The organism is Salegentibacter maritimus (assembly GCF_016236915.1).
GTDB classification, from domain to species: domain Bacteria; phylum Bacteroidota; class Bacteroidia; order Flavobacteriales; family Flavobacteriaceae; genus Salegentibacter; species Salegentibacter maritimus.
The window spans coordinates 73,842-86,149 of record NZ_JAEHOK010000008.1; the positions used below are offsets into that span (position 1 = coordinate 73,842).

The 12,308-nt window shown below is 35.7% G+C and carries 9 protein-coding genes; 5 read left to right on the forward strand and 4 right to left on the reverse strand.

Features of this window, described 5'->3' with window-relative positions; all coding sequences use genetic code 11:
• The first annotated feature begins 163 nt into the window (after positions 1-163).
• Positions 164-2,623: a S9 family peptidase gene (locus tag I6U49_RS07745; RefSeq protein ID WP_198628234.1), complete on the forward strand. Its 2,460-nt coding sequence runs from the start codon at positions 164-166 to the stop codon at positions 2,621-2,623.
• Positions 2,624-2,880: 257 nt separating this feature from the next.
• Here the strand turns inward: I6U49_RS07745 and I6U49_RS07750 are convergent, their stop codons facing one another.
• Both I6U49_RS07750 and I6U49_RS07755 read right to left on the reverse strand, forming a co-directional pair.
• Positions 2,881-4,191 carry an ABC1 kinase family protein gene (locus I6U49_RS07750; RefSeq protein WP_198628235.1) on the reverse strand — a complete coding sequence of 437 codons (1,311 nt, stop codon included), beginning with the start codon at positions 4,189-4,191 and terminating at the stop codon, positions 2,881-2,883.
• 21 nt (positions 4,192-4,212) lie between these two features.
• Positions 4,213-4,881 (reverse strand): TetR family transcriptional regulator C-terminal domain-containing protein, encoded by a 669-nt coding sequence (locus I6U49_RS07755; RefSeq protein WP_193710539.1) that lies wholly within the window; start codon positions 4,879-4,881, stop codon positions 4,213-4,215.
• Positions 4,882-5,102: 221 nt separating this feature from the next.
• Between I6U49_RS07755 and htpG the strand changes: the two genes are divergently transcribed.
• On the forward strand, positions 5,103-6,989 hold the full coding sequence (gene htpG, locus I6U49_RS07760; RefSeq protein WP_198628236.1) for a molecular chaperone HtpG: 1,887 nt from the start codon (positions 5,103-5,105) through the stop codon (positions 6,987-6,989).
• 177 nt (positions 6,990-7,166) lie between these two features.
• Here htpG and I6U49_RS07765 read toward each other — a convergent pair whose 3' ends face one another.
• Positions 7,167-9,332 (reverse strand): response regulator, encoded by a 2,166-nt coding sequence (locus I6U49_RS07765; protein ID WP_198628237.1) that lies wholly within the window; start codon positions 9,330-9,332, stop codon positions 7,167-7,169.
• Positions 9,333-9,513: 181 nt separating this feature from the next.
• On the opposite strand from I6U49_RS07765, the gene I6U49_RS07770 reads away from it, so the two are divergent.
• Together I6U49_RS07770 and I6U49_RS07775 are read left to right on the forward strand one after the other, a co-directional pair.
• Positions 9,514-9,873 (forward strand): DoxX family protein, encoded by a 360-nt coding sequence (locus tag I6U49_RS07770; RefSeq protein ID WP_198628238.1) that lies wholly within the window; start codon positions 9,514-9,516, stop codon positions 9,871-9,873.
• 3 nt (positions 9,874-9,876) lie between these two features.
• Complete coding sequence (locus tag I6U49_RS07775; RefSeq protein WP_198628239.1) at positions 9,877-10,461, forward strand: alpha-ketoglutarate-dependent dioxygenase AlkB family protein; 585 nt, start codon at positions 9,877-9,879, stop codon at positions 10,459-10,461.
• A 53-nt stretch (positions 10,462-10,514) separates the two neighbouring features.
• On the opposite strand, the gene I6U49_RS07780 is transcribed toward I6U49_RS07775, so the two are convergent.
• Positions 10,515-11,297 carry a S1/P1 nuclease gene (locus I6U49_RS07780; protein ID WP_198628240.1) on the reverse strand — a complete coding sequence of 261 codons (783 nt, stop codon included), beginning with the start codon at positions 11,295-11,297 and terminating at the stop codon, positions 10,515-10,517.
• A 120-nt stretch (positions 11,298-11,417) separates the two neighbouring features.
• Between I6U49_RS07780 and I6U49_RS07785 the strand changes: the two genes are divergently transcribed.
• Positions 11,418-12,278, forward strand: coding sequence for an SPFH domain-containing protein (locus tag I6U49_RS07785; protein ID WP_198628241.1), 861 nt, complete (start codon positions 11,418-11,420; stop codon positions 12,276-12,278).
• Positions 12,279-12,308 lie beyond the last annotated feature (30 nt).

Genomic DNA, 12,308 nt, shown 5'->3' on the forward strand with positions numbered 1-12,308 from the left:
TTTAGTATATTTAGACTTTAGTCGAATTAAATGTAATAAAAATGAAGAATACAATATAATAAATAACCCGCGCTAATGAGACATTTAAATCTTTATTATCGGGTTAATATTAGTAGTATTATGCTTTTACACATTTTTATTCCATTTTAAAAACCACACATTTATGAAAAAAACTATCTTAAGTATTTTTAGCTTTATGCTATGCTTTCCTGCACTCATTGCCCAGGAAGACTTAACTTACCAAAAACCACCCAAAGAGATTCTTGAACTGGTAGATGTACCCCTGGCCCCTTCAACTATTTTAGATAGTGACGGTGAAATGATGGTATTTCTATATCGCGATCAATATAAGTCTATCGCCGAGCTTAGCGAAGAAGAATTAAGACTTGGCGGATTACGAATTAACCCCGTTACCAATATAAATAGCCGGGCAAGATATTATAAGAACTTAAAGGTAAAGTCTATTGATGCAAAAAGTGCCACCCAGGTAAAAGGCTTACCAGAAAATGCTCGTTTAGCTAATTTTAGTTGGTCTCCAGATGAATCGAAAATAGCTTTCACCCATACTAGCAATAAAGGAGTAGAACTTTGGGTATTACACCTTAAAGATGCCAGGGCACAAAAATTAACCGAAGCAAAGCTTAATGCTAATATGCGGGATGTAACAAACTGGTTTAAAGATAATTCTTCAATTTTGGTGAAAATGCTTCCTGAAGATCGTAAAGATTTAATAGATACTGAAACTGCGGTTCCCACGGGTCCCACTATTTCTGTAAGCGATGGAGAAAAAGCGCAAAATCGAACTTACCAGGATTTACTTAAAAACCCAAACGACGAATATAATTTTGAGCAATTGGCACGTTCAGAATTGGTAAAAGTAAACCTGGACGGTACTTCAGAAAAATGGATGGATGCTAAAATGTATAGTAGCATTTCGTTTTCTCCCAATGGGGAATATATAATGGTGAACCATATTAAAAAGCCATTTTCTTATTTGGTTCCTTATTACAGGTTCCCTTCAGAAACAAACATTTTTACTGCAAACGGAGAACTGGTAAACAAAGTTAACGAAGAGCCCTTATTGGAAGATCTTCCCAAAGGCTTTATGGCTACCCAAACCGGAAGAAGAAATTTACAGTGGCGTAGCGATAAACCGGCCAGCCTGATTTATGTAAAAGCCTTAGACGAAGGAGATCCTGAGGTTGAAGTAGAATTTAGGGATGAAGTTTTTGTTTTAGAAGCGCCCTTTAGCGGTGAAGGAAATTCAATCCTTAAAACCAAAGATCGTTTTTCAGGGATTACCTGGGGCAATGATGAAATTGCCATAGCAAACGATTATTGGTGGAATACCCGTAATACCAGGACTTACGTCTTTAATCCCTCTAAACCATCAGAAACACCTGAAATAATTTTTGATAGAAACTATCAGGATCGTTACAGCGACCCGGGAAGATTTGTGACTACCAAAAACGAATTCGGGCAAAGTATTTTAAAACTGGATGATGAAGATGCTTTCTTACTGGGCGCAGGTTATAGCGAGGAAGGTCAATTCCCTTTTGCCGATAAAATAGATTTGGAAAATGGCAAAACCGAACGTTTATACCAATCTGATTATAACGATAAAAAAGAAACCCTTGTAGAAGCTTTAGATATTGAAAAAGGGGAAATCCTGGTAAGAATCGAATCGGCCACCGAATATCCCAATTATTATATTAGGGATATTGACAAAAAGGATGATATCACCCAAATTACTTCATTCGAAAATCCTTTTAAAAGCCTTGAAAATGTAAGCAAAGAAGTAATTACTTACGAACGCGAAGATGGATTAGAATTAAACGGAACACTTTATCTTCCTGCCGGATTTGACAAAGAAAATCCCGAAGAACATCCTATGATCGTTTGGGCTTACCCAAGAGAATACAAGGATAAAAATTCGGCTTCACAGAATACTTCAAATGCAAACGACTTCACGTACCCTTATTATGGTTCGCCAATTTATTGGGTGAATCGTGGTTATGTGGTGTTAGATGATGCGGCTTTTCCTATTATTGGAGAAGGTGAGGAGGAACCCAACGATAGTTTTAGAGAGCAGTTGGTAGCAAACGGAAAAGCGGCTATAGATGCGGTTGCCGAAATGGGTTACGTAGATAGGGATCGTGTTGCCGTAGGTGGCCATAGTTATGGTGCATTTATGACTGCCAACTTATTATCACATTCTAATTTATTTGCTGCAGGCATTGCCAGAAGTGGTGCCTATAACAGAACCCTTACTCCGTTTGGATTTCAAAGTGAAGAAAGAAGTTATTGGGAAGCCCCCGAGGTCTATTACAATATGTCTCCTTTTATGCACGCCGATAAGATGAAAACACCTCTTTTATTGATTCACGGGGAAGCCGATAATAACTCAGGTACCTATCCTATGCAAAGTGAACGTTATTTTAACGCTTTAAAGGGGCTGGGTGCTACTGCACGTTTAGTTATGTTGCCAAAGGAAAGCCATGGGTATAGCGCAAAAGAATCTGTTTTGCATGTGCTTTGGGAGCAGGATGAATGGTTGGAAAAATATGTGAAAAATAAAAAAGAAGCCGGAAATATTGAAGCTTCAGAGGAAATGAAAGATTAAAATTTTAGGCTCTATAATTAATTAGGCTGTTTGGGACGCTTTTTTCCGTCAAGTTGAACTTGTCTTCAGCTTCTAACCTGAGTATAGTAATCGACTTGTTAGTCCTGAAATAAATCCAGGATGACGTTTTTAAAAGCTTTCCAGACAGCCTTTTTATTTCATAAGTCAGTTAGGTTTGGAAATAGGAAAAGCGCTATTACCATGTAGGGATGGTAACAACGCTCTTCCACAACCTAACCAATAAATAAAACCAACAACTATGACATATAATTGCGGAACTTATTAACCTCTATCTTCGCCTGGAGATCGTGCAATAAATTGTATAAACCAAAAAAGGTGCGGTTTATATACAAAAAGTGCTTACTTCCCCTATTTCCATTCATTTTTCGCAATTCGGTATCCTTGCTATATTTTTCGCTAAGAGTTGTAATTGAATTCCAAAAACTTTCGTCTGCAAAATCAAAATTCTCTTCATGAAATGGACTTGTAAATAAGCTGAGCATTTCATAAAACAACTCTGAAAAATATTTAATTTCACGCTCTGAATCGTCTTCCCTTAATATTTCCAGTTCAAATAACTTAGCATTAAAAAATTCCGGATTATTAATATTTTCTTTATTTGCCAATTCAAAATAAGGCACATAAAAATCTTCGGGCACTTTTTTAATACAGCCAAAATCTATAGCAATTAGATTAGCCTCTTTATCAATAAGGAAGTTTCCGGGATGCGGGTCGGCGTGTACTTCTTTTAAACCGTGCATCTGGTACATATAAAAATCCCAAAGAGCCTGCCCTACCTTATTCGCTTTGTTTTGGTCGGTATTTTCCTTTGAAAATTCACTTAAATGTTTTCCGTTCATCCAGTCCATCGTAATAATTCGCTCACTGGACAACTCTTCATAATAATTCGGAAATTTAAGATTAGGAATATGTGCGCAGGCTTCAGAAATTTCTTTACTCTGTTTTACCTCCAGGATATAATCGGTTTCTTCCAATAATTTTCCTTCAACCTCCTTAAAGTACTTTGCGGAATCTTTACCCTGAAGATTAAACATTCTGGTAGCAATGGGTTTTACCATTGCCAAATCTGAACTTATACTATCTGCGACACCGGGATATTGAATTTTCACAGCAAGTTTTTTCCCATCTTTTTCGGCTTTATGAACCTGACCAATACTGGCAGCATTAACAGATTCACTCGCAAATTTATCGTATAAATCTTCAGGGTAAGCCCCATTATATTTTTTAAAAGTTTTTCTAACCAAAGGTGCAGAAAGCGGCGGCACACTAAATTGAGCCAAACTAAATTTTTCTACGTAGGCATTGGGTAAAAGGCTTTTTTCCATAGAAAGCATTTGCGCTACTTTAAGCGCGCTTCCTTTTAAGCTTTTAAGACTATCATAAATATCATCGGCATTGCTTTGGTCTAACTCATCTCTTGTATAATCGGGATTAAAAGCTTTTTTACTGTAATATTTAAGATAATTGCCCCCTAGCTTCACCCCTGTTTGCATCAGTTTTGAAGTACGGCCAATTTTACCTGTTGGTATTTTATCTATTGTTTTCATAGTTATTAGATGTAGGCTTTATTATGCCATTTTCTCTTTCCATAGAAACTTCCCCAAATCTATTACCCTTTCTAACGGGGTATTGTCAAATACATCAAAAACCGTATTCACTGACTTTTCTATAGCGACATCGGTGCTCTCAAATTGGGCAGAATTATCATCCATCCAAAATTTCATTAAGAACATAAGTTGTACCCAGGCCGCTTCCGAAAATATCTTTTCTGGTTGTTGCAATGCCTGAATGTTTTTCTCTGCATTGGCATCCTCAATTAACTCGGCCGCAAAAGATTTTACATTTTTCCTTAAACCTTTCAATTGCTGCAGGTTTTTAAGTTGGTTCTCGTGCTCCTTTAAAGAAAATAAAACATAGCTTCTGTTGGCGGTTAGCATTTCAAAAAATGTGTAGAAAAAGGTGAGCATTTTTTCGCGGTTAGAAAAAGTTTCAAACTCAGGGCTTTTCTGAAGTACATTGATAGTATGCTCGTAAAAACGCTCCCAAATTCCTTTTTGCAAACCTTCTAAGCTTCCGTAGAAATTGTAAAATTCCTCCTCCTTCATCTTATTCTCCTTACAAAATTTATAAACCGTTTTTGGACGCTTCTCTTCCTCCAGCACGTAATCCATATATAGGGAAATAAGCTTATCTTTATCTAACGTTTTTTTTGTTGTTGATTTTTTTGCTGTAGCCATAATTAATTTTCTTTCTTCAAAGATATAATTTTGTTTAATCTTTATTTCATAATATTAAACAAAATGTTTGTTAAAAATCTTATTGGTTAATTTGTAGTTCAGGAGTTTAGACGCTTTCATCAATTTCACATTACAACTTATGCCAGTTTGTCAGCGTAGTTTTAATGGTATTTTTTTTGACTATAAAAAGAGAACATTAAAATTTATTAAAACAAACATATATGGCAACCGGAAAAATCAATGTTTCTGTAGAGAACATTTTTCCACTGATAAAGAAATTTCTTTACAGTGATCACGAGATCTTTTTAAGGGAGTTAATCTCTAATGCGACTGACGCTACCTTAAAATTAAAACACCTCACCGATATTGGCGAGACCGATGTAGCATACGGTAACCCGGTTATTGAGGTAAAAGTAGATAAGGAAGGCAAGAAACTTCACGTTATAGACCAGGGAATTGGAATGACTAAAGATGAAGTTGAAAAATATATTAACGAAGTAGCTTTCTCTGGAGCTGAAGAGTTTCTTGAAAAGTATAAAGATACGGCCAAAGACAGCGGAATTATTGGCCATTTCGGTCTTGGTTTTTACTCTGCTTTTATGGTGGCCAACAAAGTAGAAATTATCACCAAGTCTTATAAAGACGAACAGGCTGCACATTGGGTATGTGAAGGAACAACCGATTTTACCCTTGAAGATGCCGACAAAAAAGAGCGGGGAACAGAAATTATTCTTCATATAAACGAAGAAGATGAAGAGTTTCTGGAAGAAAACAGAATTCAGGAATTATTGGTAAAGTATAATAAGTTTATGCCTGTTCCAATTAAATTTGGTACTAAGGAAGAAACTTTACCCCTTCCCGAAGATGCGCCTGAAGATGCAAAACCAGAGACCAAAACGGTAGACAATATTATCAATAATCCTGCACCGGCCTGGACAAAACAGCCCACCGATTTAGAGGATAAAGATTATAAAAATTTCTACCGCGAATTGTATCCTATGCAATTTGAAGATCCTTTATTCCATATTCACTTAAACGTAGATTACCCGTTTAATCTTACCGGAATTCTTTACTTCCCTAAGATGACGCAGGATATGAATATACAGAAGGATAAAATTCAGCTATATCAAAACCAGGTCTTTGTAACCGATAATGTTGAAGGAATTGTTCCTGAATTTTTAACTATGCTTCGCGGAGTTATAGATTCTCCAGACATTCCTTTAAATGTTTCACGTTCTTACCTGCAAGCCGATGGTGCTGTTAAAAAGATTTCCAGCTATATTACCCGTAAGGTAGCCGATAAACTAAAATCTCTTTTCAATAACAATCGTGAAGATTTTGAACAAAAATGGAACGATATTAAAATTGTTATTGAATACGGAATGCTTTCTGAGGATAAATTTTATGAAAAAGCGCAGAAGTTTGCCCTTTATCCAAGCGTAGACAATGCTTTTTATACATTTGAAGAATTGCAGGAGAAAATAAAAGATAACCAAACAGATAAGGATGGAAATCTTGTGGTATTATATGCTTCAAACCAGGATGAGCAACATAGTTATATTGATGCGGCCAAAGCAAAAGGATATGAAGTATTGTTATTAGATTCTCCAATTATATCTCACCTGCTTCAAAAAATGGAAGGTGAAAAAGAGAAAATTTCTTTTGTTCGTGTAGACTCAGATCAGGTAGATAACCTCATCAAAAAAGATGAAGAAAAAGTGTCTAAACTTTCTGATGAAGAAAAGGAGAAACTAAAAGGAGATTTTGAAAGGGTTATTCCGAAGGAAAAATATACTATACAAATGGAAGCCATGGATAGTGATGCCGCTCCATTACTAATTACCCAGCCAGAATTTATGCGCCGAATGAAAGAGATGCAGCAAACCGGTGGTGGGGGTATGTTTGGTATGGGCAATATGCCTGAAATGTACAATTTAGTGGTAAATACCAATCACCCCTTGATTTCTGAGATTCTAAATACTAAAACCGAGAAGAAACAGGATCGCTTAATTAAGCATTCGTTAGATCTTGCCAGGTTATCCCAAAATTTACTTAAAGGAGAAGAACTTACCAATTTCGTAAAACGCAGTTTTGAAATGGTAAAGTAATTTCTTTTTTGGAAGAAACTCTATAAAAGGCCCGGAAAGTCTTGTAATCGTCAAGCTGAATTTGTTTCAGATTCTAACATCTTAGATCCTGAAACGGATTCAGGATGACGAAAGAAACAGCTTTCCAGGCCTTTTTATTTTACAGAAGTTTGGGAAGATATACGGAGAATAAAAAGCTTAATTCTTAGAAACAGCTTCAATATTAGCGCTCAAATTTCGGTTAACAATTTGGTAGAAGCGTTCTATATCATAAGGTTTCACAATAATATCGTTCATCCCCGAAGCATAAATCTCATTTCTAACCTCTTCTATTTCTACAGCGGTTAAGGCAACAATTGGCACCAACTTATTAAATTCTCGTATACGCTCGGTAGTTTCCATACCATTAATTCCCGGCATATTTAGATCCATTAATATTAGATCAAAATTTTCAGCAGAGGCCTTTTCAATAGCTTCCACCCCATTTGAAGCTACAATACATTCAAAATTTTGCTTTTCAAGAATCCTTCTTGTAACTACCTGGTTTATTTTATTGTCATCTACAACAAGAATTTTTTGTACTCGTTTTAGGTTATCGAGATAAACTTCATGGGCAAAACCCGCTTCTTTAGAAGGAGCCTTATCTTCTTTAAGACTAAGACTAAAGCAAAAAAGTGCGCCTTCACCTTCCTTACTTTTTAAATGAATTTGAGAGTTAAACAATTCCAGTAAACGTTTAACAATAGGCAAGCCCAGCCCAGTGCCCTGATAATTATAATTTGCTGCCCTAAGTTGTGAAAACTCCTCGAAAATTAATTTTTGTTTACTTTTTGGTATACCAATTCCATTATCCTTAACCTCAAAATATATAACAGCCCTATCATCTACCCTGGCCTGCAATTTTATACTAATATAAATATCTCCATTCTCGGTAAATTTCACCGCATTACCAACAAGGTTCATAAGTATCTGGGACAAACGCACAGGATCACCAATTAAATTTTCCGGTATATCTTCATCTATAAAGTAATGTACTTTATTATTATTTTGAAGTCGGGTAAACTCAAAAGTATTCACAATACTGAGTACTAATTCCTTTAAATTAAATGGAATATTCTCCAGTTTTACCTGTTTAGACTCCATTTTATTCATTTGTAACACATCGTTAATAAGGGCGAGCAGATAATCGGCTGAAAATTTCAAAGACTTTAAATCACTTTCATGTTTTTTCAGGCTTTTATCGTCTAATAATAAAGAGGCTAATCCCACCACGCCATACAATGGTGTACGCAACTCATGGCTAACTGTAGAGAAAAACTCGGTTTTCAATTTAGAGAGACGTTCTGCATTATCACGGGCGTCTACCAGTTGGTTATTCTTTTCTTTTAATTGATGGATAAGCTTTTTTCTATCCTGATTAATCTTATTTAAGATAAGTAGGGTTATAATAAGTATTAGGGAAGCTACCACCATAATTAGGATCTTCTCGGTAGATCTACTTATTAATTCATCCTGGTAAGCCTGTTCTTTTTTGGAAATTTCAAGATTACGGCGGTACTCATTTACATCAAAACGCGCATTAGCAGCTTCAATTTGTGCCAGCTTATCTTTTTCAAATAACTGTGCCTTATAATTATCATATTTTTCCAGGCTTTTATAAGCCGCTTCAAACTCACCTTTCTCAAACAACATAGCCGCAAAATCTTTACAAATTAAAGATGCCGGCAATATTAAAGAATCTGCTTCTGCTAGTTGTAATCCCTGGGTAAAATAATAGCTAGCAGAGTCTAGTTTATTTGTTTTATGATGATACCTTCCTAACAACATATACAGTTGAGAACGAGTGTTATTATTCTTAATGTCCCCTAACAGCCTTAGAGACTCTTTAAGGTAAGGATAAGCTTGTGAGTATTTACCATCATCTATAAAAGTCCAGGCAATATTTATGGTAGGTGCTAATTTTTTATCGGGAATTTTCAAACTGTCGGCCAAATCAATTACCCTATTGTAATAAGCTATCCCTTTTTTTGCACTACCTTTTTCTTCAGCATATACATTGCCAAGGTTATTGTAAATATAAATTAATAAAGTATCGTTCTCGAGATTGTGGGCAATATCCAGGGCTTTTAGGTAATTAGATTTTGCTCTTCGATTATCCTTTAATTGGTTATAAGCATTACCCAAATAATTATGAGCGTGAAACTTATAATAATCGGCATCAGAGTTTTCGGCACCTTCAAGAAGAAGATAAGCATTCTCTACCCCATCTTTATAATTATATTTAAGCAGATTTTCTCTGGTAATATCAACTAAACTCTCAAGGCTATCTTTAGAAATAGCCCCGGTATTCTGCGCAAAAAGCAAATTAACACTTAGTAAACAAAAAAGAATTAAGGGGTAATTATGTTTCAATATTTCAGCAAGTTAGTAGATAGAAGAATCCATAAATCTACTATAATTTTAGGAAATATGCAATATTTTCAGTATAAGTTAGATAATACTATAAAACCTACAATCCTTTCAGATATATTTTTATCTTTAAAAAATGCAATATCCCTGGCACCTTTATCTTATGGGCACGATGTATATCGTAGCCGGAATAATTCACTTTATTAAACCAAAAATGTATATGCGCATTATGCCACGCTATTTACCTGCTCACAAAGCATTGGTTTTATTAAGCGGCCTGGCCGAAATATTTCTTGGTTTTTCATTATTTTTTCCGGTTACCAAAGATCTTGCGATATATGGAATAATATTAATGCTGCTAGTGTTCCTACTGGTTCATTTCTACATGCTTTCTTCTAAAAAGGCAGGAGCAGGAATCCCTAAATGGGCTTTAATTCTAAGAATCCCACTACAATTTTTTCTTATATATTGGGCCTGGTTCTATTTACAATTTTAAGAAATGAAGTCTGAAGTTTTTAGTTTGCCAGATGCCGAGCTGGAGTATTTCCCCAATTTTGTTAATAAAGAGAAAGCTGATTTATTGTTCCAAAAATTAGTAAATGAAATTCGCTGGCAGCAGCAAAATATTAAATTATTTGGAAAAGAAATCCCCCAACCCCGCTTAACTGCATTTTATGCTGAAAAAGGAATTTCCTATACCTACTCCGGGTTACAATTAAACCCCACGGATTTTTCAGCTGAATTATGGGAATTAAAACAAAAAACCGAAATGCTTTCAGGATTTAGCTTCAACACCTGCCTTGCCAATCTTTACCGCGACGGGAGCGATAGTATGGGGTGGCATGCCGACGATGAGAAAGTTTTAGGCAAAAATCCTGTAATCGCTTCAATTAGTTTTGGAGGCATTAGAAGATTTCAACTTAAACATAAAACCAATAAAGACTTAAAAGAAAGTATTGATCTTAACCACGGAAGCCTGTTAATTATGAAGGGTAGGATGCAGCATTTTTGGAAACACCAACTTCCAAAAACTAAAAAAGAAGTACTACCAAGAATTAATCTTACATTCAGAAAAATAAACTAAAAAGCCATTGTAAACAAGGTTATACAATGGCCTTTTAATAGTTATATTGTAATCTAACCGTATATATCGTTTAAAATTTTCGCCAAACGTATGCCTCCTTTTTGTAATTGCTGTAGCACTTCTGGCATATAGTTATACATATATTTATAGCCTAATTTCTCTCCTATTTCGACAGAATCATATAGTTCATTTGCCATTTCTCTAGACTCATAAACCCAATCTATAATTTCGCCTTTTTCAATTTCCTTTATTTGTGCCCTACTAAGTTTACGACTATTCGCAGCAAGCTCTGTATAGCTCATTTGGTACGAATCAATCATCTGGCTATCCCAAACCCTATGAATATTAGAGCCCTTATTGTACCAGCGCACCTGAATATCGTTCCCGCCTTTATCGGCTCCTCTTCCTACATGAAAAGGTTGATGTAAATCCCCTACAAAATGCACCAGCATTTTTAAGTAGAATTGTTTCTCTTCTTTGGTTGCATCTTTGCTTTTTAAAACCTCTTTACATTTTAAAATAGCCTGATATAGATCTCCTTTAGGGTTTGCAGTTTTCTCGTTATATTTTTCCTCATCCGGGGCCAGGTTTACATAATGCCAGGGACCATATTTTCTAAAATCAGGATCACTTTTAATGTCATCGGCATAATTAGCTACAAAGGCCAAACCCTGTCCGTTTAAAATTTTACTTATCGCCTTTTTGGCCTTTTTGTTTAAAAAGTTTTCAGCTATTTCACCGGTAGCACGATGACCTGTTTTTCCCCAGTCGGCTTCATTGGCAAAACTCACATTAATACTAAATAACACAAAAACAAACAATACTATTTTTTTCATCTGTAGAATTTTTACAAATATAATGAAGCCATATTTTTTATGTGTTAAAACTTTTTTTAGTTTAAAATTAAAACAATACTTTTATGATATCATTTTAATATCAACCAATTTTAAAATATCATGACTCAGGAAAAAGAACTCAAGGCATCAAACGGTTATATAATGCTGTTTGTTTTTTTACTATTATTCTTTGGAAGCATTATAAGTTTTGCTATGACCACTAACCCCTGGTTCATTGCGGGAACTATTGTTGCATTATTTATTCTTCCCGGTTTAATTCTGGTAAACCCAAATGAATCCAGGGTACTGCTACTATTTGGAGATTATAAGGGAACGGTAAAACAAAACGGCCTTTTTTGGGTAAATCCTTTTTACACCAAGAAAAAGATTTCGCTTAGGGCCAGAAATTTTGATAGTGAACGCTTAAAGGTGAACGACAAACTGGGAAATCCGGTAATGATTAGCACTATTCTGGTATGGAGGGTTCTCGATACCTACAAAGCCTCTTTCGATGTAAACGACTTTGAAAATTTTGTGGTAGTACAAACTGATGCTGCGGTTAGAAAACTTGCCAGCCTTTATCCTTATGATAATTTTGCAGATGAAGGTTTAGATGAAGATATTACCTTGCGGTCTAGCGTAAATGAAGTAAGCGATGCCCTGGAAAAAGAACTGGAAGAACGTCTAGAAATTGCCGGAATAGAAGTTCTGGAAGCTAGAATTGGGTACCTGGCCTACGCCAATGAAATTGCCAGCGCTATGCTAAAGCGTCAACAAGCTACGGCTATTGTAGCTGCTCGACATAAAATTGTACAGGGCGCTGTGGGAATGGTTGAAATGGCTCTGCACGAATTAAGTGCAAAAGAACTGGTAGATCTTGATGCCGAACGTCGCGCCGCAATGGTGAGTAATTTAATGGTGGTACTTTGTGGTGATAAAGATGCTACCCCGGTGGTAAATGCCGGAACACTAAATCACTAAGCAAATTACCACGTGGCAAACGCACGAGGT